The sequence below is a fragment of the Labrenzia sp. THAF35 genome, from assembly GCF_009363595.1.
GTDB lineage: Bacteria > Pseudomonadota > Alphaproteobacteria > Rhizobiales > Stappiaceae > Roseibium > Roseibium algicola.
The window spans coordinates 5,501,425-5,525,898 of record NZ_CP045380.1 but is presented as its reverse complement, the minus strand read 5'-3'; the positions used below and the strand labels follow the sequence as shown (position 1 = coordinate 5,525,898).

At 58.5% G+C, this 24,474-nt stretch carries 23 protein-coding genes; 16 read left to right on the top strand and 7 right to left on the bottom strand.

Translation table 11 applies throughout. The features are described 5' to 3' along the window. Positions 1 to 9: 9 nt before the first annotated feature. Both FIU93_RS25415 and FIU93_RS25410 read right to left on the bottom strand, forming a co-directional pair. On the bottom strand, positions 10 to 1,230 hold the full coding sequence (locus FIU93_RS25415) for a glycosyltransferase family 4 protein (RefSeq protein WP_152507126.1): 1,221 nt from the start codon (positions 1,228 to 1,230) through the stop codon (positions 10 to 12). Positions 1,231 to 1,271: 41 nt separating this feature from the next. Further along, positions 1,272 to 2,486, bottom strand: coding sequence for a glycosyltransferase (locus tag FIU93_RS25410; RefSeq protein ID WP_055658765.1), 1,215 nt, complete (start codon positions 2,484 to 2,486; stop codon positions 1,272 to 1,274). 231 nt (positions 2,487 to 2,717) lie between these two features. Between FIU93_RS25410 and FIU93_RS25405 the strand changes: the two genes are divergently transcribed. The 8 genes from FIU93_RS25405 (at position 2,718) to FIU93_RS25370 (ending at position 12,647) form a co-directional block, all read left to right on the top strand. After that, entirely contained in the window at positions 2,718 to 5,300 is a 2,583-nt protein-coding gene (locus FIU93_RS25405; protein WP_152507125.1) for an ABC transporter transmembrane domain-containing protein, read from the top strand. A 99-nt stretch (positions 5,301 to 5,399) separates the two neighbouring features. Then, a complete protein-coding gene (locus FIU93_RS25400; RefSeq protein WP_006931293.1) occupies positions 5,400 to 5,858 on the top strand; it encodes a Crp/Fnr family transcriptional regulator in 459 nt (152 codons plus the stop codon). Positions 5,859 to 5,868: 10 nt separating this feature from the next. Next, the gene (locus FIU93_RS25395) at positions 5,869 to 6,693 is read left to right on the top strand and encodes an MBL fold metallo-hydrolase (RefSeq protein ID WP_022997784.1); all 825 of its coding nucleotides are present in this window, start codon (positions 5,869 to 5,871) and stop codon (positions 6,691 to 6,693) included. A 495-nt stretch (positions 6,694 to 7,188) separates the two neighbouring features. Then, complete coding sequence (locus FIU93_RS25390) at positions 7,189 to 8,340, top strand: helix-turn-helix transcriptional regulator (protein ID WP_152507124.1); 1,152 nt, start codon at positions 7,189 to 7,191, stop codon at positions 8,338 to 8,340. Positions 8,341 to 8,439: 99 nt separating this feature from the next. Further along, on the top strand, positions 8,440 to 9,795 hold the full coding sequence (locus FIU93_RS25385) for an adenylate/guanylate cyclase domain-containing protein (protein ID WP_152507123.1): 1,356 nt from the start codon (positions 8,440 to 8,442) through the stop codon (positions 9,793 to 9,795). Positions 9,796 to 9,951: 156 nt separating this feature from the next. Next, positions 9,952 to 10,719, top strand: a complete 768-nt coding sequence (locus tag FIU93_RS25380; protein ID WP_031268094.1) for an SDR family NAD(P)-dependent oxidoreductase — start codon at positions 9,952 to 9,954, stop codon at positions 10,717 to 10,719. Positions 10,720 to 10,918: 199 nt separating this feature from the next. After that, positions 10,919 to 11,413 (top strand): hypothetical protein, encoded by a 495-nt coding sequence (locus FIU93_RS25375; protein ID WP_152507122.1) that lies wholly within the window; start codon positions 10,919 to 10,921, stop codon positions 11,411 to 11,413. Continuing rightward, the gene (locus FIU93_RS25370; RefSeq protein ID WP_152507121.1) at positions 11,406 to 12,647 is read left to right on the top strand and encodes an HlyD family secretion protein; all 1,242 of its coding nucleotides are present in this window, start codon (positions 11,406 to 11,408) and stop codon (positions 12,645 to 12,647) included. The genes FIU93_RS25375 and FIU93_RS25370 overlap by 8 nt, the downstream gene beginning before the upstream one ends. Before the next feature lie 55 nt (positions 12,648 to 12,702). On the opposite strand, the gene FIU93_RS25365 is transcribed toward FIU93_RS25370, so the two are convergent. Beyond that, entirely contained in the window at positions 12,703 to 13,092 is a 390-nt protein-coding gene (locus FIU93_RS25365; protein ID WP_152507120.1) for a VOC family protein, read from the bottom strand. A 100-nt stretch (positions 13,093 to 13,192) separates the two neighbouring features. Here FIU93_RS25365 and soxR point away from each other — a divergent pair, with 100 nt between their 5' ends. Next, a complete protein-coding gene (soxR, locus tag FIU93_RS25360) occupies positions 13,193 to 13,657 on the top strand; it encodes a redox-sensitive transcriptional activator SoxR (protein ID WP_055658778.1) in 465 nt (154 codons plus the stop codon). A 59-nt stretch (positions 13,658 to 13,716) separates the two neighbouring features. On the opposite strand, the gene FIU93_RS25355 is transcribed toward soxR, so the two are convergent. Beyond that, positions 13,717 to 13,974 (bottom strand): YjhX family toxin, encoded by a 258-nt coding sequence (locus FIU93_RS25355; protein ID WP_022997776.1) that lies wholly within the window; start codon positions 13,972 to 13,974, stop codon positions 13,717 to 13,719. Positions 13,975 to 14,809: 835 nt separating this feature from the next. Here FIU93_RS25355 and FIU93_RS25350 point away from each other — a divergent pair. After that, the gene (locus FIU93_RS25350) at positions 14,810 to 15,112 is read left to right on the top strand and encodes a hypothetical protein (RefSeq protein WP_055658779.1); all 303 of its coding nucleotides are present in this window, start codon (positions 14,810 to 14,812) and stop codon (positions 15,110 to 15,112) included. A gap of 19 nt (positions 15,113 to 15,131) precedes the next feature. Here the strand turns inward: FIU93_RS25350 and FIU93_RS25345 are convergent, their stop codons facing one another. Then, the gene (locus FIU93_RS25345; RefSeq protein WP_022997773.1) at positions 15,132 to 15,374 is read right to left on the bottom strand and encodes a DUF6455 family protein; all 243 of its coding nucleotides are present in this window, start codon (positions 15,372 to 15,374) and stop codon (positions 15,132 to 15,134) included. A gap of 1,953 nt (positions 15,375 to 17,327) precedes the next feature. Here FIU93_RS25345 and FIU93_RS25340 point away from each other — a divergent pair. The 5 genes from FIU93_RS25340 (at position 17,328) to FIU93_RS25320 (ending at position 21,409) form a co-directional block, all read left to right on the top strand. Continuing rightward, positions 17,328 to 18,182 (top strand): flagellar hook-length control protein FliK, encoded by an 855-nt coding sequence (locus FIU93_RS25340; RefSeq protein WP_152507119.1) that lies wholly within the window; start codon positions 17,328 to 17,330, stop codon positions 18,180 to 18,182. Between the two features lie 13 nt (positions 18,183 to 18,195). Next, positions 18,196 to 18,480, top strand: a complete 285-nt coding sequence (locus FIU93_RS25335) for an EscU/YscU/HrcU family type III secretion system export apparatus switch protein (protein WP_022997768.1) — start codon at positions 18,196 to 18,198, stop codon at positions 18,478 to 18,480. A 354-nt stretch (positions 18,481 to 18,834) separates the two neighbouring features. Then, positions 18,835 to 20,316 carry an Asp-tRNA(Asn)/Glu-tRNA(Gln) amidotransferase subunit GatB gene (gatB, locus tag FIU93_RS25330; RefSeq protein WP_152507118.1) on the top strand — a complete coding sequence of 494 codons (1,482 nt, stop codon included), beginning with the start codon at positions 18,835 to 18,837 and terminating at the stop codon, positions 20,314 to 20,316. 4 nt (positions 20,317 to 20,320) lie between these two features. Continuing rightward, positions 20,321 to 20,716 (top strand): GFA family protein, encoded by a 396-nt coding sequence (locus FIU93_RS25325; protein WP_152507117.1) that lies wholly within the window; start codon positions 20,321 to 20,323, stop codon positions 20,714 to 20,716. 72 nt (positions 20,717 to 20,788) lie between these two features. Then, on the top strand, positions 20,789 to 21,409 hold the full coding sequence (locus FIU93_RS25320; RefSeq protein WP_152507116.1) for a LysE family translocator: 621 nt from the start codon (positions 20,789 to 20,791) through the stop codon (positions 21,407 to 21,409). Positions 21,410 to 21,532: 123 nt separating this feature from the next. On the opposite strand, the gene FIU93_RS25315 is transcribed toward FIU93_RS25320, so the two are convergent. Together FIU93_RS25315 and FIU93_RS25310 are read right to left on the bottom strand one after the other, a co-directional pair. Next, positions 21,533 to 22,699 carry an MFS transporter gene (locus FIU93_RS25315; protein ID WP_152507115.1) on the bottom strand — a complete coding sequence of 389 codons (1,167 nt, stop codon included), beginning with the start codon at positions 22,697 to 22,699 and terminating at the stop codon, positions 21,533 to 21,535. Next, a complete protein-coding gene (locus FIU93_RS25310) occupies positions 22,699 to 23,436 on the bottom strand; it encodes a 3-oxoacyl-ACP reductase family protein (RefSeq protein WP_152507114.1) in 738 nt (245 codons plus the stop codon). The genes FIU93_RS25315 and FIU93_RS25310 overlap by 1 nt, the downstream gene beginning before the upstream one ends. 100 nt (positions 23,437 to 23,536) lie before the next feature. On the opposite strand from FIU93_RS25310, the gene FIU93_RS25305 reads away from it, so the two are divergent. Further along, positions 23,537 to 24,148, top strand: a complete 612-nt coding sequence (locus FIU93_RS25305) for a TetR/AcrR family transcriptional regulator (protein ID WP_152507113.1) — start codon at positions 23,537 to 23,539, stop codon at positions 24,146 to 24,148. Positions 24,149 to 24,474: the final 326 nt, after the last annotated feature.

Below are 24,474 nucleotides of genomic sequence, written 5' to 3'. Positions count from 1 at the left end.
GCGTTCTGCCTAGAGGACTTTGCGGAACTTGTCTGCAAGGCGGTCGAGGCCGGGGTCTGTCGAGAACGTTGTTCTGACCCTCGTGGCCGCGGCAAGGCCGAGACCGTGACGGGTCTCGGGGGCGGTAATAAGGCGCTGCATGGCCTCGGCCAGTTCCTTTGGTGCGCCAGGGGTAACAAGCACACCGGTTTCACCGTCGAGGATCAGTTCGGGTATCGCCGAAACCTTGGTGGACAGGCAGCAGATGCCCATGGACTGGGCTTCCATCAGGACATTGGGCAGGCCGTCGCGGTCACCGGATTTCGCGAGCTTCGATGGCAGGACGAAGAGATCCGCTTCGCGGCAGGTGGCGATCACCTCCTCGCGCGGCTGTGCCCCCCGCCAGGTGATCCTGTCCGACAGTCCAAGCGCATCCGCCTGTGCCTTCAGGTGCTCGGAAAGGTCTCCGCCGCCGATATGGGTGAAGTGCCAGTTGAGAGCGGCAGGCAGCTTTGCAAGAGCATCCAGAAGGTCGTCATAGCCTTTCTTTTCCACGGCACGGCCAACGGAAACCAGACGCACGGGCTCACCGCTGCCATCACGCGTCGTGGCTTTGGTCTTGGGCTCCGGAAAGCCGGAAAAGTCGAGGCCGTGATAAAGCAGCTCGATCTTGTCCGGATCCTCGGCAAGGCCTTTCAGGTGTTCGGCATTGACCGCGGTACAGGTCACGCCCCAGGCCGCATCGTTGATCTTGGTTTTCAGGTCCCAGTCGGGGCTGGTCCAGATGTCCTTGGCGTGTGCGGAGAAAGACCATTTGCGGCCGGATAGATGCGCCGCATAACGCGAGGCGGAGCAGGGGGTGTGCAGATAGTGGGTGTAGATCCAGGTCACGTCTTCCGGCAGTTCATGGGCGAAGACGCAACCCTGAGCCCACCTGCGTCGCCGGTCGGCGTTGGGTTGATGCGCGAAATCGGCATCGAACAGAGCCTTGGCAGCCTCGAAGGTCGGCTGTTTCTCCGCCCAGCGTTTGGCACGGGCAACCCGGGCCGGGTCGTCTTTCACGTATTCCGGCAGATACATGACTTCTGCTGAAATCTGCCGGTGCAGATCGTGAATGTACGGGTCGTACGGCTTGCGCAGGGCAACGATCAGGATCTCGATACCTCGCCGCTCCAGACCAAGCATTTCTTGGGCGATAAAGGTTTCGGACAGGCGAGGATAGCCTTTGACCACAACGGCGATACGGGACATCGGTCAGCCCTTGAAAGAATGCGATTTGCGGGTGGCGATGGTCAGAAGTTGACCAGCTTCCGGCTGGCTGCCTGCTGTTCGTCGAAGATTTCTCCAACGCGGTTGGAGATGATATCCAGACCGCCAAGCAGGTTGTCGACGCCGGCTGCCGAAGGCGAAGCCATGCCCGGAAGTTCGGACAAGGCCGCAGCCATCAGGTCGGGATCCGGATACTGGTCGATCGGCAACACCTTCAAGAGGCCGCTTTGTTCGGCTCGCTCAGCCCGGATAGCCTGTTCCCGGCGCGGAATGACACGCGGTACCATCAGGGTTGGCTTGTCGAAGGACAGGATCTCGCAGAACGTATTGTAGCCCCCCATGCCGACAATGGCTGTGGCATTGGCAAGATAGGGTTCGATCTGCGGTGTGAAACGGATGATCTCGACGTCGCGCAGGTGTTCGGCGCGCTCGCTGAACTGGGTTGCGGCGGCCGCCGGCATGAAGGGGCCAAGCACGATCAGGGCCGGGAAAAGCGGCCGCTGCCGGGCTTCGTAGGCGCGCATCACCCAGTCGACCATTTCAACGCCATCACCGCCGCCGCCTGGCGTCACCAGGATATAGGGTTCTTCGTCAAACGGCGCGGGTGCAGGATTTTCGAGCGCCGATTTCGGCAGCTCACGGCGCAGGTAACCGGTATAGCGCAGCTTGTCGCGCACCGATTTCGGCAGGTCGATGCCTTCCAGCGGATCACAGATATCTTCCGGTCCGTAGATCCAGATTTCATCGTAAAGGTCGCGCAGGGCCGGATAGACGTTCTTGCGGTCCCACTCTTCCTTCAGCACCTTCGGGTCGTCCATGACATCGCGCAGGCCGAGTACGAGCTGGGTGTCGGTATCCTTCAGGGCTTCCAGCGTCCGCAGCACTTCCCCACGCAGGCCAAGCGGTTCCTTGTCGACGATGAAGATGTCCGGATCGAACACCTTGGCAGTGTGTTCGATGATCGATGACCTGATCGCAAGCGTCTGGTCGATGTTGATATGCAGCGACAACGGCGTGTACTCGCCGTTGCGCAGCTTGATCACGCCGGGAATGCGAACGAAATCGACACGGGAGCGAAACTCGAAACTGCCGATGATCGGGGAGCCGGACAGGATCAGGACAGACAGCGTATCGAAGTCCCCGACCAGGGATTGCGCAATGGCCCGGCAGCGTCTGAGATGGCCCAACCCGAAGGAATCGTGGCTGTAAATGAGGATCTTCGGCGTCTTGGAACTCATACTGCCCCTAAATTTGTAAAACTGCCCCGAAAGGCTTATGTCTCAATTGATTGGCCCTTGTCACGTGCGGATATTTCTTGACAGGGGACTTTCGACAAGGAACGGTCTGCGGACCCTTTTAAAGCGGTTGTGGCAAATGTTAATCCCGGCTGGCGCAACTAACTCGGATCGCTAATATACCAAATATGATCTGCTTGCACATATTTGATCCTTGTCTGTTTGGATGAGCTTATGGAAAAGAGCCTTTTCGGTTTTATTTGGAAATACAGCGCCAGACAGCAAATCTTCATTCTCATGGTCACCGTACTCACATACCCGGTGGTCTATGTCCTTCTCGAACTGCCAAAACTGATTGTCAATGATGCCGTCCAGGGAGACAATTTTCCTCGGACGATCCTTGGCGTCGATTTCGATCAAGTTCCATATCTTCTTCTTCTGTGTTTTGCCTTCCTGTTTCTGGTCGTCGTTTCGAACGGGCTGAAATTCTACCTCAACGTCTACAAGGGACGTCTCGGCGAACGCATGCTCCGGCGCCTGCGGTTCGAGCTGTTCCAGCGGGTGCTTCGCTTCCGCTTGCCGCATTTCAGAAAGGTCAGTTCAGGCGAAATCATTCCGATGATCACGTCGGAAGTGGAGGATGTCGGCGGTTACATTGGTGAAGCCTTTGCGCTGCCGGCCTACCAGGGCGGCATGCTGATCGTTCAGATCGGCTTCATCTTCATGCAGGACCCGCTACTGGGGCTTGCTGCCATCAGTTCCTATCCCATCCAGGGCTATGTGATCCCGCTTTTGCAGCGCAAGGTGGTGCTGTTGTCCCGGCAGCGGGTGCGCAACATCCGCGTCATTGCCGACAAGGTTGGCGAGAGCATCACGGGCGTTGCCGAAATCCATGCCAACGACGCGGCGGCCTGGCATTCGGCGGATATCTCCGACCGCCTCTACGAGAACTTCAAGATCCGGTATGACATCTTCAACCGGAAATTCCTGATCAAGTTCCTGAACAACTTCATGAACCAGCTGACGCCGTTCTTCTTCTACCTGATCGGCGGGTATCTGGTCATTCAGGGCAATCTGAGCATCGGTGCCCTGCTGGCGGTCATCGCGGCCTACAAGGATCTCGCTGGCCCCTGGAAAGAGCTGCTTTCCTTCTACCAGATGACTGCGGACGTCAGCGTCAAGTATCAGACTGTTGTCGAAAACTTCGACCCGTCGGATATTTATGACAAGGAGCGCCTGACCTCGGACGATACGGTCGAACTTTCCGGCGACGTCAAGCTCGAGAATGTCAATTTCTCCGGCGGTGCGGCCGGGCAGGAGGTTGTCGACGTCTCGCTGACCGTTCCGTCCGGCAGTGCTTGCGCGATTGTTGGTCCGGACGGATCCGGAAGGTCGGAGGTCCTGCAGCTTGCCGCCGGGCTCGTTGCGGCCGTCTCCGGCAAGGTCTGCATCGGCAGCCACGATCTCGACAAGTTGACGGACGCCACTCTCGGCCGGCAAATCGCTTATGTCGGCGGGGCAGTGCATGTCTGGACGGGAACGATCCGGGACAACCTCTATTACGGTTTGCGCCACCGACCGCTCGTTCCGCCCCAGCGGGAGGGGGAAAGCCTGAAGAACTACAAGCGGCGGCTTGCCGAAGCCAAGGAAACACGCAACCCAACGTATGACCTTGCGGCCGATTGGGACGATTTCGCTGCCGCGGGTGTCAGCAACGAGAAAGAACTCGACACTAGGGCGCTTGAACTGCTCGAGACCGTCAAGATCGACAAGGACATCTATCGGCTCGGTCTGCAGTCGCGGTTCGATCCGACCATGGACGATGGCTTTGCCGACAAGATCCTGAACGTGCGCAAGGCACTCGCCGAGCGCATTGCCCACGAACCCGAACTTGGTGGCCTGGTCGAGCTGTGGCATCGCGATCGCTTCAATGCGAGTGCCAGCCTGGCGGACAATCTGTTCTTTGCCGTGCCGGCCGATCCGGAAATCACCATGGACCAGGTGCCGGATCTCGATGAGGTCAAGGCCTTCCTGGCGGAAACGGGCTTCGATCAGAAGCTTCAGCAAATCGGCCTCAAGATTGCCGAAACCATGCTGGAACTGTTCTCCAATGTTTCCGGCGACAGCGGTCTGCTCGGGGCTTACTCCTTCATCACGCTGGATGAGATTCCGGATTTCGAGCGCATCGTCCGCATCGCCAAGTCCGATCAGCCACGCCCGGGCCTGACAGACGCCGATCGGTCACGTCTGACCGGGCTGGCCTTCAAGCTGGTCCCCGCCCGGCATCGTCTGGGTGTCATGACCGACGAATTGAAGCGCGATATCATCAGCGCCCGCCAGACGTTCCTGGAAGAGGTCGTCAAGAACAGCGACAATTTCGTTGCCTTCGATCCGGATGTCTATCTGCCGCCGCTGACCATTGAGGACAATCTCCTGTTCGGGCGTGCACGCGTCGATCGCCGGGATGCACGGCGGCGTATCGACGATGTTATCCGCACCATTGTCGAGGAAACCGGTTTGCGGCGCCCGATCATCTATGCGGGCTTCGGATATCACGTTGGAGTGTCCGGTTCGCGCTTGTCTGCCGGCCAGCGCCGCAAGATCGCACTGGTCCGCGGTCTTCTGAAAAACGCAAAAATCACCATATTGGACGATATCGCCACCGGTATGACGGACGAGGACAAGACGCTTCGCGAAGGCTTGAGGCAAATCCTGTCCGGCAAAACATTCCTGTTCGGCACGTCCAATGCCGAAATAGCAGCTGAATTCGATCAGCGCTTCATTCTGGATCAAGGACGGCTTTCAGAAAAAGGGTAAGACGGTGGGTGTGACAATAGGTGGGCAACCGGTCTGCGGGGACCGGCCGGGCGATTCGGTTCGGTCGGAACGAAAAAACAAGGGGCGCGGGAGAAGAAGATGACACTTGAAACCGAAGTCGAGGCACTCCGTAAGGTGCCATTGTTCCGCGGGATCGACGAGACCAAGTTGAGGCTTCTGGCCTTCATCAGTGATCGGACCGAGTACCCCTCCGGCGAACGTCTTTGCTCTCAGGGAGAAGAAGGCGATTGCGCCTTCATCATCCTGTCCGGCGATGCGGATGTTCTGGTCGACACGCCTGAGGGCGAAAAAAAAGTAGCGCAGGTTTCGGAAAATTCAATTGTTGGCGAAATCGCTATTCTGTGCGACGTACCAAGAACCGCGACACTGGTCGCAGCGAATGACATGGATGTTCTCACTGTTTCGAAAGACGATTTCTTGAAACTATTGAAAGAATTTCCGGATATCTCGCTGGAGGTGATGCGGACACTGGCGCTGCGGCTTGAACGGACGACCCGGGATCTTGCCGACGCACGTCGAGGGGCTGCCAGCGGTTAGGGAGTAACACGTGGCTGAGGAATTTTCGCTTCGTTGCTGGGGCGTCAGAGGGTCCACCCCGACGCCGGGGTCGAGCACACTCCGCTATGGCGGCGAAACGTCGTGTTTCGAGATCCGGGCCGGCGACGCACTGGTTCTGGTCGATTGCGGTTCCGGCGCCAGAAATCTGGGCGTGGAAATCTGCGGGTGCAAGACACGAACCTTCGATTTGCTCTTCACCCACACCCATCTCGACCACATCTGCGGTCTTCCCTTTTTCAAACCTGCCTATGATCCGAGCTTCTCCGTCACTGCCTGGGCCGGACACTTTCAGGACGAAACCAGCCTCGTTGACATCGTCAGCCGGATCATGTCGCCGCCGATCTTTCCAGTGGCGGCCAAGACGTTGAAGGCGGTCGAGTTCAAGTCCTTTAATGCCGGAGACCTGATCCCGCGTACCGATGATCTCGTCATCCGCACCACGCGGCTTAACCACCCCGGTGGAGCGTGTGGTTACCGCTTCGAATTTAAGGGCAAATCGATTTGCATCATCACGGATCACGAACATGGCGATCCGGAAATTGATGCAGCTCTACCTGATTTCGTGCGCAATTCCGACGTCATGATCTATGACGCCATGTTCACTGACGACGAATACGACACCTACAAGGGTTGGGGACACTCCACCTGGCAGAAGGCTGTCGAGCTGGCAAAGGCCGGCAACGTAAAGACCCCCGTTCTGTTCCATCATGATCCGCGCAGGTCCGACGACGAGCTCGATGAAATAGGTCTCGCCGCTCAAAACGCTTATCCCGGAACACTGGTCGCCAGCGAAGGCATGACCCTCAAGCCGTAAGCACCGCCCTGCCAGACAAGCCTCGTTTCAATAATAAAAAAAGGGCGGCTCAAATAGCCGCCCAAAAAATCAATAAGGCTTAAAAATAGATCGATCGCCGGTTGCTGGAATGCGGGAATCCCGAGATTGCCGCCGGAAAACAAACGCTTGTGACTTGAAATGCCGTCACTCGTGCCTGCCGGATACGATCAATAGTTGTTTACAGGGTGTAGGAATTACTTGCATGGTCCATTTGGACTATAAATATGTATTTTCCGCAGCTGGGGAAGGGCGGATGGTTGGCCTGTATTTGGAAGTTTGCCGGCCTCTGCAGACTGGTGTGATGACGAAATGGTCGGAATTTGATCAATGTTAAAGCGCTGCCTCCGGTTTTTGCATATGTATTGAGGTGGAGCTTCGCGAGGCGGAGCGCGCTTATCGGCAGCTGAAGCGTCAATCTGGTCGGCCCGATTTCGTTTACTGGCGTGATGCCGCAAGAACTCCCGGGGGGAAGGGTTGGCTGTCGCAGCAGAAGAATTGATTAGGCTGTCGAACCTTGCTGTATCGGCGGCACTGGATCCTGGGCGGTGGCAGGTTTTTCTCGACACGCTGAGCTGCAGCCTTGGTACGCGCGTATGCACGCAGCTGATCGGCTACGACGACCTGACTAAAGCCACACCGCTCACCTTTTCGTCAGGATACGACCCGTACATTCTGGAACTCTACGACGAGCACTACGCGGACAAGAACCCGTTTGCTGCCAACTTTGCCGCCTGCAAGGTGGGAGACGTCGTATCAACCCATCAGCTGTGCCGACCTGAAACGCTGAAAAAGACCCAGTTCTACGCCGACCTTTTGTTGCCGCTTGAAGATATTACCGGTGGCGGTGGGTCGATGCTGGCGCTGGATGGCGATCGCATGTTCCTGCTCGGTGGCAACATGCGCTCGAAGGATCGCGACAAATACGAAGACGACTGGCTTCGCCTGTGCGCGCAACTCGCCCCGGTCATCCGTCAGTCACTGGAAATCAATCGGACCATCTCCGGACTGACCTTCGAGAAATGGGCTGCTGAACAGCATCTCATGGGATCTGGAACGGCGATTTTAGTGATCGATACCGCGATGCGGATCCACTATGCCTGCGCGGAGGCGCAAAAGCTCCTGGCCTCAGGCTCTCTTGTCGGTTGTGGTTTCGACAGGCGTCTGCATTTCCGGTCCGAAGAGGATCAAGGCAGGTTCGCTGGCTTCGTGCAGCTTCAATCCATGGGTGGTTTCGATGTGTTTCGGAACTGGCAGGCAAGGGACGGCAGAGGCAGGAACTGGACCTGTCGCTCAATAGGTTTGCAACTGGGTGATCTGGACAAGACGCCCTTCGGTGTTTTCATGAACAAGGCGGTCTCTGCAGTACTTCTGGCGGTCAGGCCCGAAGCTGGCAGCGATACGTTCCTGGCTCAAATGCAGAAGAAGCTTGGTCTCAGCCCGGCAGAAGCGGCAACGGTCCTGAAGCTCGCAGATGGCCGGACACCGGCGGAAATAGCCCAGGACCGTGAGATCAGCATTTATACCGTGCGCAACCAGATCAAGGCTGCGCTCTCCAAGACCGGGTCGCGACGTCAAGCCGAACTTGTGCGCAGTGTTGAGCAATTGCGTTTGCAAGGCAACCGGTAAGGGCCTGCTCACGTCCACTCACTTTACCGCGGGGTCGCTTGCGCAATTCGCGGTGCCGGTGGAAAATCCGCGCACGAGCAACGTCTTATCGGCGGCGAGATGACCACCATATCCCAGACACTGCGTTACATCCTGCAAGGCGGACCTCCGGATACCGGCATTCCGGAACGGGTCAGGGCCGAAATCCGTGCCCGAGAAGCGTCCTCCGAGCGCCTGATAGGCTGGGTCCAGCTTGGGCTCGTTCTGTTTTTCTCTCTGCTTTACGCCATTGCACCAAGGGCTGAGGGATCGGCCGGTTTCAACTTCGTGCCGATCGCCCTTGCTGCCTACTTTCTGTTCACCGTCCTTCGGCTTGTGCTGTCGTACAGGTTTGAGTTGCCGCGCTGGTATCTATTTGTGTCGATCGGTGTCGACATGGCGCTCCTCGTCGGGCTGATCTTTTCGTTTCACATTCAATACGGCCAGCATCCGACGTTCTATCTGAAAACCCCAACCTTGATGTATGTCTTCCTCTTCATCGGGCTAAGGGCTTTGCGGTTCGATCCGCGTTTCGTATTGACCACAGGCCTTGTGGCGGTCACTGGCTGGCTCGGACTGGTGTTTTATGCGGTGTTCGCAGACATGGACCACATGCGCGTGACCCGTAATTATGTCGACTACCTGACGGGCAACACCATCCTGATTGGTGCCGAACTGGACAAGACCATGGTTATCCTGGCCGTGACGGTCATTCTGTCCGTTGCCCTCTACAGGGGACGGTCGATGCTGTTCGAGGCTTCGAAAGACCACGCGGCTGCAATGGACCTGAGCCGCTTCTTCTCGCCGGAAGTTGCGGCCTCTATCACCGGAGCGGACACGGAGTTGCAGGCCGGCGAAGGAAGCTTGCGCGATGCCGCCATTCTTTATGCCGACATCCGTTCCTTTACTTCCACCTCCGCCACTCTGCCTCCGGAAACTGTGCTGGCGGTCCTGGCCGAGTACCAGAACCTGGCGGTTGACGTGATCGTTGAGGAAGGAGGAAGGGTAGACAAGTTTCTGGGTGATGGCATCCTGGCAACCTTCGGCGCTGTCTATCCCTCAACGACCTACGCCGCCGATGCGCTTCGGGCTGCAAGACGTCTGGTGGAAACCGTGGAGCGGGAACAGCAGCGTTTTCGGGACGCCGGCTGGCCGGGACAATTGCGCATTGGAACAGCGGCTGCCGCCGGGCCGGTCACGGTCGGTGTGATCGGTTCCAGGGAGCGCCTGGAATTCACGGTGATTGGTGATGCCGTCAACTGCGCTGCCAAGCTGGAAGACGCCAACAAGAGCCAGGGAACCAAGGCGCTGACGGACAAGGCGACATTTGATCTGGCCGTTGTACAGGGGCACGATCTTCCCTTGATCGAAGCAAGGTCGGATGCGGCAGTCCAAGGTATCAAGCGTCCTGTCGACCTGGTGGTTCTGGCCAGATAGGCCGTTGGAGGCCCGCCGAACTGCCTTTTTGGTCAATACCGAAACACTTGACCGAACCGTCAATCTGGGCCAATTTGCCTTCAAAATTGACCTAATCGTCAATTGAGTAGATTAAATTCATTGATTTCAATGAATTGCATCCGTTTGGAGGTTTCTGTGAAACTGGACTCAACACTTTCAGCCATCGTGACAGGCGGTGCATCCGGGCTCGGAGCCGCCACCGCGCGCATGCTAGCGGCCGAAGGCGTCAAGGTAACGCTGTTCGATCGCAATGCCGGTCAGGGGGAACAGGTCGCCGCAGAAATTGGCGGCGTCTTTGCCGATGTCGATGTGACTGACCAGGCGAGCGTCGAAGCCGGTTTCGAAAAGGCGCGCGCAGCCCACGGTCAGGAGCGGATCCTGGTCAATTGCGCCGGTATTGCACCTGTGGCGAAGACGACGTCTCGCGGCGAACCTCACCCGATGGACATGTTCGAGAAGGTGATTTCCGTCAACCTGATCGGGTCTTTCCGGTGCCTGTCGATTGCAGCAACGGGCATGGCCGCGCTGGAGCCCGTCACGGCGGACGGTGGACGTGGTGTGATCGTTTCCACGGCTTCGGTTGCTGCCTTCGATGGCCAGATCGGTCAGGTGGCCTATGCAGCCTCCAAGGCAGGGGTCGCAGGAATGACGTTGCCTGTCGCCCGTGACCTTTCCAAGTCAGGCATTCGTGTCATGACGATCGCACCGGGCATCTTCGAGACGCCCATGCTGTTGGGTCTGTCGCAGGAGGTCCAGGATTCGCTTGGCCAGCAGGTTCCGTTCCCCTCGCGCCTCGGCAAGGCGACCGAATATGCGAAGCTGGTCAAATCCATCTGCGAAAACGACATGCTGAACGGCGAAACCATTCGTCTTGACGGCGCAATCCGCATGGCACCCCGCTAACACCGCTGTTTGCGGGGGCTGTCGGAGCGGCATGAAGAACAGATCTATACGGTTGGTGGCTGAAAGGCTGTGGCCGGATAGGTTGTGTCAAAGTCCTCCAAAGTCATACTTTTTCATACGCATGATCGGAAATCCCTTTTAAGGTTACGCGACTGTTTCTGCCACATCAGGCGGAACAAGGGCTTAAGGGGGAATTCCGATGGCGGAAAATATGCACGAGCTTGCTCCGCATCATCTGCCGCCTTTCATACCGGCTGCGGACGGTGGTGATTGGCTTTTTACCGTGATGCTGGTCGTGCTGATTTTCGGCGGGATCCTTGTCGGGGTGTTCTATCTGCACCTGCATTCGATCCCCGAACGGCTTGCTCACAAACATGGGCGCATGCAGTTCGAGCTTGTTGCGGTCCTCGGCCTTCTGGCTCTTTTCACACATAACAACATCTTCTGGGTCGCAGCGCTTCTGCTCGCCTTCATTCAGCTTCCCGATTTCTGGACACCGCTGGAATCGATGGCCCATTCCCTGAGCCGTCTGGCCGGAACGGGTGGTGTTTCGTCCGAAACCTTGGTCGAGCATGACCTCGAGCAGGAAGAGCAGGAGCTGGAACCCGGCATGAGTGTGTCGGACGAACCACCGCCATCTCCAGCCGATCATTCCACTGCATCGACAGCCGAACAGGAGAACAAACATGTTTGAGCTCCTGTTCTGTTCCCTTCTCACCATATTGCCCGACTATCTGATTCGCAGATATGTGCAGGGCAAGCGCATCGGCCGGGAAATAACGCTCTATTCGGTCTGGTTCGAGCTGCGCTACGGCATCGTGCTCTGCCTGATGCTGACCGTGTCCCTGATCACGCTGATTTTCTATTATCATCCAACGGCAACCACGGCGGTCTCGACGTTCCGGACCATTCCGATACTGCCGGAAAGTTCCGGCAGGGTCGTTGAAACCTTCGTGCCGCGTGAGCTTGAAGTGGACATCAAGGCAGGTGACCCGATTTTCAAGCTCGACAGCACGCGACAGGAAGCGGATGTCGTGACCGCGCAACAGCAATTGGTCGAAATCCAGGGAGAGCTTGCTCTAGCCCAGAGCGAACTGGCTGTTGCCAATGCCCAGACCGAGCAGGCGCAGGCAGCACTGAAGCAGGCGCAGGACGAGCTCGACACGAGGCAGGAGCTGTTCACCCGCAATGCGAATGTCGTGAGTGAACGGGACATCGAAAAGCTGCAGAACGCGGTGGATGCGCGAACCGGCGCACTGCGCGCGGCGCAGTCCAATCAGGAGCTCATCCAGACCAAGATCACGGTATATCTGCCCGCGCGCCTGAAAAGCGCGGAGGCCAGATTGCACGAGGCGCAAGTGGAGCTGGAGAAGATGACTGTCTACGCCGGCGTGGACGGCACCATGAGCCAGTTCATCCTGCGTCCAGGTGACATCGTCAACCCGATGATGAGGCCTGCAGGCGTGCTAATTCCCACGGATGCACAGCGAGAGCGAATCGTTGCGGGTTTCGGCCAGATCGAGGCCCAGGTCCTCAAGGAAGGAATGGTGGCGGAAGCGTTCTGCGGAGCCGTACCTTTCACCATTATTCCGCTGGTCGTGACAGAAGTGCAGTCGCAGATCGCTTCCGGACAGATATCAACCTCAGGCCAGCTTTTTGATGCCGCTCAAAGTGTGAAACCGGCAACGATCACCACCATGCTGGAACCGCTTTACGAAGACGGTCTGGCTGACTTGCCGCCGGGCGCAATTTGCACGGTCAACGCCTACACCAGCAATCATGACCGTCTGTCGTCGGGCGAACCGATTGGAACCGGTGAGTTCATCTTCCTGCACGTGGTCGACACGGTCGGTCTCGTCCATGCGATGATCATTCGGCTTCAGGCGCTGCTGTTCCCGATCCAGACGCTGGTGCTGACGGGCCACTAGAACAAAAACATCCCGGCGGGACGGTGGGAAACCGTCCTGACGGGGTGCGTATCATTCACTTCGTGTAGCTGACCACTTCAAACTCGATGCCATCGTCATCGTCGAAATAGAATCTGCGGCCCGGCTCGTAGTCGCCGTGATTGTGCGTGTGATAGCCATCGGCCTTGATCACTGCTTCGGTTGCGTCGATGTCGTCGACGACGACTGCGATGTGGTTGAGGCCTCCGTGGTGGCTGTAGCTGTCTCCGGAAACCTTGCTGGTTGTACCTGGCGGTGAATAGGCTGCTACGTAGCTGGTTTCGTTGCCGATGTGATACGTCGTGCCGCCGCCAAGGCTTGCGCCTTTCCAGCGAACCTTCCAGCCGAACCAGCTTTCCAGACGTTTGGCGGTCGCTTCCGGGTCACTGACCGTGACGTTCACATGTTCCAGGAATGCACTGCTCATCTCGGTGTCCTTTCAGGGTTTGACCTTTTGTGGACACCAGACATAATTCCTCAACCTTAGTTGAGGTCAAGAGAGGCGAGGCGATATTTTGACGAAGGTTATGAAAGGCACCGATCTTCTAACCATCGGGGATCTGTCAGAGCGGACAGGACTGTCCGTTTCGGCGATCCGGTTTTACGAAGAAAAGGGACTGGTGCACCCAAGCCGGAACGCTGGCGGCCAGCGGCGATTTTTAAGGGCCGATATCAGGCGCCTGTCCTTTGTACTGGTCGCACAGGAATTCGGGTTCTCGATTGCAGAGATCGCGGCGCAGCTCCAAAGGTTGCCGGAGGGGCGGGCACCGACCAAGGCGGACTGGACAAGGATCAGCAGAGATTTCCGATCTCACCTTGATCGGAAAATCGAACGGATGACGGCCTTGCGCAACAAGCTCGATGGCTGCATCGGCTGCGGATGCCTGTCTATGAAAACTTGCCAGCTCTACAACGCAGGAGACGCAGCGGCCAGCAAGGGACGTGGGCCCCGCTTTCTTCTTGGCGATCGTCCGGATTTCGCCAGGGACTGACCCCCGAGCGGCTTTGGGAAAGTTGCCGGGACGCCAACAGGCTGTCCCGGCTCCTGACTTCACCTGTTGTCCAGTTGAGCCCTCACACGTTTCAGACCCAGCGGCGTGATCCGATAAGGGCCGCTGTTCCTGGAGGCGATCAGCCGTTTGTATTTCAGCTTATGGAAAAGCTGTGGTGAGCAGCCGCCCCAGAACCAGCCTTCACGGGTGACGGTTTCATGTTTGATGACACGGCCATCCTCATCCTTTTCCAGAAGGATATAGCCGCCTTGAGCCAGCAGGTGCAGGACCCGCTGCTCGGCTTTGGAAATGTCCATTGATTTGAATTTGCCTGAAAGTATGCACAGATCTTCAGTCACCGCAGCTAATCGCCTGCAGTGCTGATGTGACTGGCCCCGACTGACGTCAGCCGGGGTCTACCGGGACTGTTGCAATCCGCGCATAAAACCTCTCAGTTGGTGGGAAGGCCCTTCGCACACGCTGCCAAACGCGACAACGCGCCGAGGCTCAATGCAGCGGAGAGGCTGGGTGATTTGCAGAGGCTGTTGCAAATCTGCTGCGATCTGGAAACGCAGGATTTCGATTTCCTGGTTCGGCCGGGAGAAATAGCTTCAGCTGTGTTCAGCCGGCCAGTAGCCGTTGTCGGGGTTGCGGGAAACCGCGATGGCCTCGACATCCCGCGAGCCGCAGGAAGCGCAAGTAAGTGTTTCGCTCAAGGACGAGACTTTCTGGTCTCCGGTGAACCGTGAAAAGTTCATGTAACGGAACCGGCCACAGTGATTGCACAATATGGCAAGGCGTCGATCGGTCTTGAAGAGGGTGTCGACTGTTGGGTCGTCTGTTTCAATAGATGAGAGTAAAGTCATGGCCTTTAAAACTTATTTTAAGGAATGGAAGTTGCCAGAGGCAACGCATGTCAAATACTTGTATTAACAAAAGTAGCACAGAGTTTTGCTGTACAAAACCGTTTAAATTTAGGTGAGCTGAGGGTCATGTCACGGCTTCTTGCCAGGGAAATGGGACTGTTTCATTCAATTACATGGCTTTACGGCCAACTGCTGAGACGAGACTGCAGCAATTTGCCGCCGGACTAATGTCCTTAAACTTGGAAACCGGCTCGCATTTTGTCCCGCACAAGGCTATGAGGAAGCCATGATGACGCTTTCAGAAACCTGGTACGACCTCTTCGGCCTTGCTGGCCTGTTCAACCCGTTTGCGCTGCTGATCGGCGGGTATCTGGGGTGGAAGGCCGACCGGCTGCAAAAGCTCTGGATCGCGGGATTCGCGGCGGCAGCGCTGACGCTCATTCTGGATGTGGCGATTGGCGCGCTGCCCGTGCCGCAGCCTTTTGCGCATGATGCCGGTGCGCTGGCTGTCTTTCCGTTCCGCTTTGTCGGCGGTTTGATTGCGTCTGCCGTGACCTATTGGCTCAGCCGCCGCGTGAAGCGCGCCTGAGGCCGGTGCTGCCGCGTTTTCAGCTGTCGATCCAGCTGTTGAACAGGGGAGCGTTGGGGCAGTTCGGCAGGGCTTCATCCGCGCCATCGGGATGGCTTTCAAGCCAGGCACGACAGGCTTCGGTTTCGCTGCAGTTGATGCATCGATAGGCGGCAGACCTTAGCGCCGCACCCGTGTGCACACCGGTCGGGACGTGGTTCATCGCGCCGATTGTGTCCAGCATCCTGCCCATCAGTTCCGCGCGCTCGTTGAGGCGATCCATCCAGTTCAAGCCGTTTCTCCTTCCGACGGGACATGTGCAGACATTGTCTGCCAAGGCCTTCTGTCTCTTGATGCCGCTCTGGTTTCCGGCACCGGTTATGAAAGACACAATGCAGCAGAAACACCTGCGTTACCTTGATCAGGGTCAACTCTGGGCAAGCATTGCGAAACCAGCCATACTGCAGGTTCATGATTCTGAACCCCTGCCAGGCCGCCTCCTGCATATCGGAGCGCCGCAACACCTGGAGATGGTGGGATGGTTGAAACGGTAAGCGCCTCGCCGCTGCCCCAGGCAACCGGCAATGGCACAGTAGCTCAGGGACTTGTGCCGGGAACGGAACTCAAGGCCAAGGTTGAGGCAAACCTGCCGGGTGGTGTGGTGCGCCTTGCGACACCCGACGCAAAGCTAGAGCTGCGCGTTCCCGCACCACTTCCTGAAGGCGGCGAGGTTACGGTTACCGTCAGCGGCTCCAAACAGCAGCCTGCGATCCTGATCACTGTGGGCAAGGAGCAGCCGCAGCAGCAACCTTCCGCGCCGACGACGGCTTCTCAAGGTCAGGCGTCGCAAGCCCAAACATCCCAAGCCCAAGCATCCCAAGCTCAGGCACCCCAAATACAGGCGTCAAAAGGCCAGACCGGCCAGGCTCCTGCGCAATCCGAATCCGGAGCGCCCCTGCAACCGCAACCTTCAACGGCGACCGCCTATCCGCGGCCGTCGCCGGTTCTGGCGCATCTGGTTCAGGTCCTTTCGGTCAACACGGCTCCGGGCCAGACTGCCGGCAATCCCCAGACCTTGCCGCAAACGCCTCTGCCGGGGGCGTCTTCGCCAACCAGCGCTCCGCCGGCGGCCGGCGGCGCACAGCCTCCGACTTCAGGAAACGTGGCAACCGTTCAGCCTCTTCCGCCGACAGGAGCATCTGGACAAACAATCGCTGGAGCGACACCTCCGGCAGCGGTTTCTCCGCAGAACTCGGCGCCGACGCAGCCTGCTGCTGCCCCGTCCCAGGGTTCCGCACCTGCGCCAAATGGCCTTTCGGGTGGGCCCGCGCAGCCGCAAGTCGCTACCGCACCACCGGCGGGCACGCCATCTTCCGGGATCTCTCAACCGGGACAGCCTGCACCTCCGGCAGGGACTGCGGCTGGGCAAGTGCCGTCGGGGGGAGGCGTACCTGTTCCGGCTACTCCCGGACAAGGTGCGGCGAGCCTGTCGAACCTGACCGGTGGACAACCGGTTTCGCAGCCGGCAGCAGTTGCCTCAACGGTTACAGGCATGCCCACTCAACCCGGAACATCGGTGAACCAGCGCGTAGCGAACACTGCCGCAGTTTCACCTGCCGCTGCTTCTGTTCAGGCACCACCATCCACGCTTTCAGCAGGCACACTGGCTACGCCAGCACCGCCGCCTTTACAAGGTAACCCGGCAGCTCCAGTGGGGGCTCCTTCAGGAAACGCACCTGCGCCTGCCACAAGCGTCCCTGGTGTGCAAAGTGCAGTCCCCGGAACAGCGCCCGGTCAGGTTCCGGCAGGTGCAGGGGCCGGAGCGCCGGTATCAAGCACGGTGCAGGCAAATCCCCAGTCGGGGGGACCGCCTGGATCAACGCCTGTCCAGGGCTCGCAATTCGCATCAACCGCCGCGGGGGCGGGTGCCAACTCCGCTTCTCCTCCAGCTGCAAGCCTGCCTGGCACAGGCGTGCCCAATCAAGCCACAGGGCAGTCAAACGGCGCATTTCAGACAGTTGGAGGACAGCCCGTAGTCCTGACGCGAACGGCGATCCCTCAGACTTATCCTGCATCCCTTGGTGCATCCGTGCCGGCTGCGGGAGCCCCGAACCCAACCGCGCAGGCTCCAGCGGTGGGTCAGCAGCCGGTCAATAAGATTGCCGAATTGCTGAAGCAACCGCTCAGTGAGCAGCAGGCCGGCCTTGGGAGCCTTTTCGCCCAGATCGGAAGCCTGATGTCCGCGCAGAACAGCGGGAACGTTTCTTTGCCGGATCCCGTGGTCAAGGCAATGCAGCAGATCCTTGGTCTACGCTTGTCGTCGGCCCAGGCACCGACCGCGCAGGATCTGCAACAGGCCGTAAGATTGTCCGGACAGTTTCGCGAAGCACAATTGTCCCTGCCTTCCGGAGCGCAGCCGCAGGGTCAAGTCGCGCTGCCGGATTTGAAATCCGCCCTTTTGTCGTTCAAGGCACTGCTTCAGCAGTTGGGTGCCCGCTCTGAAATCACCCACCCCGCAGGACAGCCTCCGGCGCCATCCCGGCATGGTGCACCACAAGGCCAGGCGCAACAGACCAGCAGCGGGTTCTGGGCAGGAGCTGCTTCGCAAAATCTGCAGGCACTTCTGAAGGAAACGGATTCGGCCCTGGCGCGCCTGCGGCTGACGCAGCTCAGCAATACGAAACTGTCCAGAGACGATGGACCGCGCGCAGCGTCCCGTCCGATGGATCTTGTGGTTGAGCTGCCGCTCGCGTTTGGCAATGAAACGGCCGTGATGCAAATGCAGGTCGGCCGCGATGGGGCCGGAAACCAGGAAGATGATGATGGAGAACCCGCCTGGCGGCTGCGGTTTGCACTCGATCTGACCGCGACAGGACCGCTGGAAGCTGCCATCAGTCTGCGCAGCGGCGGTACCTATGCTAGCTTGTGGGTGGATCGCAAGGAAACCTTCGACAGCCTGAACGCCGTTCGCGAAACCATGGAAGCCGCTTTTGCCGATGCGGGGCTGGACCTTCAGGAACTGCGGCTGATCCGGGGGCTCCCACCCAGAACAGCGGCCAAATACGGCGCATTGATCGACAGGCAATCGTGAGACGGAACCGGCAATGAGTGAAAAGGACAAATCCGGGAAGAAGCTTGCGGTCGCACTGCAATATGAGAACGAGGGCGCTCCCGTTGTTACCGCCAAAGGCGCGGGCTCCATGGCTGAACAGATCGAACGTCTTGCGCGGGAAGCAGGCGTGCCGATTGAACAGAACCCGATGATGGCGGAGGCCCTGTCGCAGATTGAGGTCGACCAGGAAATTCCGATCGAGCTTTATCAGGCGGTCGCCGTGCTGATCGGCTTCATCATGCGGACTGGCCAGGCCAAGCACCCGCCGCAGGAATGATGGTGCAAGGCCGAGTGTTGTCGCGCTGACAAAGCAATTGCCACTGTGACCTTCCGTTGCACGCGTGTTGGTCGTGCTTCCTGGCTCTGGAAATGATCAGGCCGGGGGGTGGCATTACGCACGTCCGTGACGGCACGGACGCTTGTTGCAACGCTTCACAATGCGCGATTGCCAGGCAGGCAGACAGGAAAGGCGCGTCCTGCTGTGCGAAAGCTGACGCTTCAGGCAAGGAAAACCTTGCAGCCAGGACAATTCCCGACTAGGTCATCAAACGGCTACAAATTCGCGCCGCAGCATGTCTTTCCAGCTGGTTGACCAGACGCGAAATCAAAACGAACAGGATTTTTGACGACTATGACGATTGTCGACGTACGCACACCCGATCCGAAGAAATTCATCAAGGGCGCGACGGGCGATTGGGAAATCGTGATCGGTATGGAAGTCCATGCCCAGGTCACGTCCGAAGCCAAGCTCTTTTCCGGCGCCTCAACGGAATTCGGCAAGGACCCCAACGATAACGTCAGTCTCGTGGATGCGGCCATGCCGGGCATGCTGCCGGTGATCAACGAGGAATGCGTGCGTCAGGCGATCCGCACCGGCCTCGGTCTCAAGGCCGAGATCAATCTGAAGTCCGTGTTCGACCGCAAGAACTATTTCTATCCGGATTTGCCGCAGGGCTACCAGATCTCCCAGTTCAAGCAGCCGATTGTCGGAGAAGGCAAGATCCTTCTCGACATGCCGGACGAACAGGTCGAGATCGGTGTGGAGCGCCTGCACCTTGAGCAGGACGCCGGCAAGTCTCTGCACGACCAGCATCCGACCATGTCATTCGTCGACTTGAACCGTTCCGGCGTGGCGCTGATGGAAATCGTCTCCAAGCCGGACCTGCGGTCTTCCGACGAGGCAAAAGCCTATCTGACGAAGCTGCGCACCATCCTGCGCTATCTCGGCACCTGCGACGGCAACATGGACCAGGGGTCCATGCGCGCCGACGTCAACGTTTCTGTCCGCCGTCCGGGCGGTGAATTCGGCACGCGCTGCGAGATCAAGAACGTCAACTCGATCCGCTTTGTCGGCCAGGCCATCGAATATGAAGCACGTCGCCAGGTCGCACTGCTTGAAGACGGCGGCTCCGTCGATCAGGAAACCCGCCTGTTCGACGCCGTGAAGGGCGAAACACGGTCCATGCGGTCCAAGGAAGAAGCGCATGACTACCGCTATTTCCCGGATCCCGACCTGCTGCCGCTGGAGTTCACGCAGGCGTTCGTCGACGAACTGGCACAGCACCTGCCGGAACTGCCGGACGACAAGAAGAACCGCTTCATGGGCGACTATGGCCTCACCGCCTATGACGCCGAGATCCTGATTGCCGAAAAAGCTTCTGCCGATTTCTTCGAGGAAGTCGCCAAGGGCCGCGACGCCAAACTGGCTGCCAACTGGGTGATCAACGAGCTCTTCGGCCGCCTGAACAAGGAAGGCAAGGACCTTTCGACCAGCCCGGTTTCCGCGGTGCAGCTCGGCGGTATCGTCGATCTGATCAAGGACGGTGTCATCTCCGGCAAGATCGCCAAGGACCTGTTCGAGATCGTATGGACCGAAGGTGGCGACCCGGCGCAGATCGTCGAAGAGCGCGGCATGAAGCAGGTGACCGACCTTGGTGCGATTGAAGCCATCGTCGACGAAATCATTGCCGCAAACCCGGACAAGGTTCAGCAGGCAATCGCCAAGCCGGGTCTTCTCGGCTGGTTCGTCGGCCAGGTGATGAAACAGTCCCAGGGCAAGGCCAACCCGCAGGCCGTCAGCGACATGCTGAAGCAGAAGATCGGTCTGGAGTAAGACCATGAGCGGTGAGGGGACAGCGCCGAAAGTCGAGCTGCCCATCACCGGTTCCTGCCATTGCGGGGCGGTGTCTTACGAAATGAAGACACCGCCACGACACGCCGTCGAATGCAACTGCTCCATCTGCCGCCGACTGGGCACACTCTGGGGGCATGGCGAAGCTGGCGATATCGAGATCAAGGCGGCCCCCGGAGCAACGCTCAGCTACGTCTGGGGCGACAAGGGGCTGGCTTTCCACACCTGCAACACTTGCGGCTGCACCACCCACTGGCAAAGCCTGTCGGCTGAGTTTCCCGATCGGTTGGCAGTCAACCTCCGACTGGCACCTCCTGGAACCATCGAAGCCATCGGGCTGCGTCACTTCGATGGCGCGGATACCTGGACATTTCTGGACTGAGGGAACATTGCGTGCTCTGATCGGGCCGAAGCGCTGTTGCGCACGCAATGCCATCCACACCCGGGAGAGGCGATGAACGAGCTTCTTGCGAGCCTTTTTCTGGCTCTCGGCATCTTCTCTCTTGGTTTCATAAGCATTGGGCCAAACATCCTCGCCATCATCGGGACGTCGATGGAACGCGGTCGCAACTCCGGCACCCAGCTCGCGTTGGGTGTAGGCGCAGGCTCCGGTCTATGGGCAACCTTCACGGTTATCGGACTGACTGCCCTGATTGCCGCTTATGCCCAGGCCGTTACCGTTCTGAAGATTTTCGGGGCGGCCTACCTGTTGTGGCTGGCATTCAAGGCATTCCGTGCGGCTTCAAGGCCGGCCAACGCAATGCATGTGACCGGTGCAAGGGGACGCAATCTGTTCCTGCAGGGGCTCGCTATACAGATGACCAACCCGAAGGCGGCACTGCATTGGATCGCGATTGTCGGGATAGGCCTGGGCGCTGATACGCCGCTATGGGTCGGTCTGCTGCTGATTGGCCTGAGTACGGCAATTTCCATCATCGGGCACGTCGCCTATGCAGTGACGTTTTCAACCGCACCCGTCATCCGCTTCTATCGGCGCAGTCAGCGCTGGATAAGCGCAACGCTGGGTGTCTTCTTCTCCTTCGCAGCCTACAAACTGGCTACATTCCGGCCTTGAGCGGAAAGACCTCACTGCCGGCTGCCTGTTTCAAGCTTTCAGGACAATGTCCACTGAAGCTCAGTGGACATAACTGTTCAGTTGCCAACAGGTTCTCGGTGACGTTCTGTTGGTGCGCTTGGTTCAGATCCGGTCTGCGGCCTCCGGGGCAGGCGAGCGAAACCGTCTGGGCAGTGCTGCGAGCAAAATGACCGTTGCGATACACGGTATTGCAAACAGAGCTGCTGTTGCGCTCATTGAGGCTACGCCACCCGTTTCAAGCATCCATCCGCCCACGAAGGTACCAAGTGCAATGCCGACATTGGCGGCTGCAATGTTCATGGATGCCGCGAAACTCTTGTGATCAGGCCCTGCCGTCATCACGCGCACCTGCGACAGCACGAAGCCGGCAGCGTGGGCCATGCCCCAGGCAATCAGGACGACTGTCAAAAGCAGGGCGGGAGCAGTCGCCAGAAGGCCGAAGGCCATGGCTCCGCCTGAAACAAGCAAAGGAACGACAATGGCTCCGGCCAACGCATGGTCGGCAGTCCTTCCTCCGACCCAGTTCCCGGCGAGGCCGGCTCCACCGAAAACCAGCAGCGCGATGGACATCTGATCTCCTTCAAGTCCGGCGTTGGCCAACAGACTGGTGAGATACGAATAGCCAGCGAACATTGCCGAGAAAACGCAGACAGACAGGAAAAGCTGACAGAGAAACGATGGACGGCGAAGCAGGGAAAGTGCGCTGGCTGTCTTTGCCTGGAAAGGTGGCAAATGAAGCCTCAGATTGGCGACCAGCAGAACCACAGACAACAAACCAAGGCCTGCGACAGGGGTTTGCCAGCCAAACCGTTCTGCAAAGAATGTTCCGCAAGACGGCGCCAGGACGACACCGAGCGTAACGCCGATATAAACTTTCGCGACGCCTTTGCCGGCGCCATAGACCTGGGAGAGGTGAGAGCTTGCGAAACTGATGTAGACCGGCAATGCCGCTCCCTGAGCGACCCGGAGAGCGGCGGCAAGCTCGAAATTCGGCAATACGATCAATATCAGGTTGGCGGAGTTGGGCAGCATCATCCAACCGAGCACCTTCGCCGGAGATGTATCAGACAGATACGCGGAAAGAAACGGCGCGGCGAGGGCGGAGCCAATGGCAAACCACGTCACCAGCCAGCCGGATTGCGAGGGTGTCATGTCCAGCTGCGCCGACATTGCAGGCGCAAGGCCGATGACGACGAACTCCGTCGCCACCAGCACCAGTGCCGACAGCCCGATTGTCAGGGCTGTGGCTTTGGAAGAACCTCTTGTCATCAAGCGTTGGCACCATTGTCGATCAACCAGTCCGCTCCTGTAACAGACTGTGCAGCGTCCGAGGCGAGAAAAGCGACAACATTGGCAATTTCTTCAGGCTGTGCATAGGTTTGCCGTGCCATGAGCGCCCGTTGCCCGTCGGCAAACGGACCGTCGGCAGGGTTCATGTCCGTATCTGTGGAGCCCGGATGCACGGCATTTACCGTTATCCGCCGGGAGCCGAGATCACGCGCAAGCGCATGGGTCAATCCGGTGACGCCTGCCTTGGTTGCGCTATAGGCCACCAGTCCGGCCATGGGCGCCTGAGCGGCAAGATTACTGCCGATCGAGATGATCCTGCCCCCGTCCGGCATGTGCGTGACCGCGGCTTTTGATGCAACGAACACTGCACGAAGATTGACCGCCAGGGATGTGTCGAAGTCCTCCAGGGACAGTTGGTCGACCGGGCCAACGAGAAAGACGCCGGCGTTGTTCACCAGAATATCGATCTTTCCGAAGGTGGATGCAGCCTTGTTGATCGCGTCCTGCAACTCATTGGCCTTGCTGTTGTCGGCGCGAATGGCCAGTGCCTTGCGGCCCGTCTTTTCGATCGCCGCAACCGTCCCTGCGGCCGCGTCCTCGTTTGACGCATAACTGATCGCTACATCAGCTCCATGCTCGGCGAGCTTGCGGGCGATTGCTGCGCCGATGCCCCGGCTTCCCCCTGTCACGAAGGCAGTTTTTCCAATCAATGTCATCGTCGATTCCTATTTTGTAGTGATTGATACAAAATTAGATGGACTGCTTGTGTTGAAGGGTCAAGTGATTTATTTATCGATCGATACAGAAAGGGTTTGAATGGCAACGAGAGGTCGTCCGAGAAAATTTGACCGGGAAGAGGCTCTTGAACGAGCGATGCGTGTTTTCTGGTCGAAGACCTACGAGGGAACATCGCTGAGCGATCTGACATCAGCCATGGGAATAAACACGCCCAGCCTTTACGCTGCCTTCGGCAGCAAGCAGGAGCTTTTCCGCGAAGCCCTGGCTCACTACGTCGAGAACTATCACAACGGAATCTGGACCGGTTTGGACGAGGCCCCCTCAATTTTCGATGCGGTCCGGACCTTCCTGACACGCTCTGCAGAAGCCTATTGCATGACCGGACAACCACCTGGCTGCATGGTCGTACTCGGAGCACAACACAGTTGCACCGAGGACCAGTCCGTTCCGGCGGGCTTGAGTGAGATGCGGAAGAACAATCTTCTCCAACTGCAGGCACGCATCGAGCAGGCAAGGGAGGAAGGTGAACTTCCCGGTGACTTCGATACTGCAGCCGCGGCAACGATGCTCTTCTCGATGCAAACGGGAATGTCGGTTCTGGCCCGTGATGGCGTGTGTGAGGAAGCCTTGCTTGCTGCAGCCGACCAATGTGTCGAGGCCTTCAGGGCAATGGCAAACCGGCCCCGATAACAGCGGTTCAGCAAGCCTGTCGCATCCATCGAGGCAGTGACCATCGGGCAAGCGGTCCAGATTAATCGTCCAGGCATCCCCCGCGGCCTTGAAGTCGTGATAGCTGCACGATGCACACCCTCTCACGGTGCCTGATCAGGTTCTAGCTAGCTCGGTATCTGGGTGACCACCGGTCATGCCTGGTTGTCAGGCCGGACTGCCTTGTAATTTTGCCCAATATCGAGGCAAGTGCCTCCGTTGTTCGCGCATCACTTAAGTTCAGCTGCAGGTTCATGGCGAACGCCTGCAATTCTTTCCTTTGGCACAAGCCTTGCTCTTCCAACTCT

Coding starts and splice junctions, on each gene's coding strand:
- FIU93_RS25315 (WP_152507115.1), bottom strand. CDS start 22,699: ATGACAAGAGGTTCTTCCAAAGCCACAGCCCTGACAATCGGGCTGTCG.
- FIU93_RS25325 (WP_152507117.1), top strand. CDS start 20,321: ATGAGCGGTGAGGGGACAGCGCCGAAAGTCGAGCTGCCCATCACCGGT.
- FIU93_RS25365 (WP_152507120.1), bottom strand. CDS start 13,092: ATGAGCAGTGCATTCCTGGAACATGTGAACGTCACGGTCAGTGACCCG.
- FIU93_RS25410 (WP_055658765.1), bottom strand. CDS start 2,486: ATGAGTTCCAAGACGCCGAAGATCCTCATTTACAGCCACGATTCCTTC.
- FIU93_RS25370 (WP_152507121.1), top strand. CDS start 11,406: ATGTTTGAGCTCCTGTTCTGTTCCCTTCTCACCATATTGCCCGACTAT.
- FIU93_RS25305 (WP_152507113.1), top strand. CDS start 23,537: ATGGCAACGAGAGGTCGTCCGAGAAAATTTGACCGGGAAGAGGCTCTT.
- FIU93_RS25375 (WP_152507122.1), top strand. CDS start 10,919: ATGGCGGAAAATATGCACGAGCTTGCTCCGCATCATCTGCCGCCTTTC.
- FIU93_RS25400 (WP_006931293.1), top strand. CDS start 5,400: ATGACACTTGAAACCGAAGTCGAGGCACTCCGTAAGGTGCCATTGTTC.
- FIU93_RS25345 (WP_022997773.1), bottom strand. CDS start 15,374: ATGGATCGCCTCAACGAGCGCGCGGAACTGATGGGCAGGATGCTGGAC.
- soxR (WP_055658778.1), top strand. CDS start 13,193: ATGAAAGGCACCGATCTTCTAACCATCGGGGATCTGTCAGAGCGGACA.
- gatB (WP_152507118.1), top strand. CDS start 18,835: ATGACGATTGTCGACGTACGCACACCCGATCCGAAGAAATTCATCAAG.
- FIU93_RS25355 (WP_022997776.1), bottom strand. CDS start 13,974: ATGGACATTTCCAAAGCCGAGCAGCGGGTCCTGCACCTGCTGGCTCAA.
- FIU93_RS25340 (WP_152507119.1), top strand. CDS start 17,328: ATGTCCGCGCAGAACAGCGGGAACGTTTCTTTGCCGGATCCCGTGGTC.
- FIU93_RS25350 (WP_055658779.1), top strand. CDS start 14,810: ATGATGACGCTTTCAGAAACCTGGTACGACCTCTTCGGCCTTGCTGGC.
- FIU93_RS25385 (WP_152507123.1), top strand. CDS start 8,440: ATGACCACCATATCCCAGACACTGCGTTACATCCTGCAAGGCGGACCT.
- FIU93_RS25320 (WP_152507116.1), top strand. CDS start 20,789: ATGAACGAGCTTCTTGCGAGCCTTTTTCTGGCTCTCGGCATCTTCTCT.
- FIU93_RS25405 (WP_152507125.1), top strand. CDS start 2,718: ATGGAAAAGAGCCTTTTCGGTTTTATTTGGAAATACAGCGCCAGACAG.
- FIU93_RS25335 (WP_022997768.1), top strand. CDS start 18,196: ATGAGTGAAAAGGACAAATCCGGGAAGAAGCTTGCGGTCGCACTGCAA.
- FIU93_RS25310 (WP_152507114.1), bottom strand. CDS start 23,436: ATGACATTGATTGGAAAAACTGCCTTCGTGACAGGGGGAAGCCGGGGC.
- FIU93_RS25415 (WP_152507126.1), bottom strand. CDS start 1,230: ATGTCCCGTATCGCCGTTGTGGTCAAAGGCTATCCTCGCCTGTCCGAA.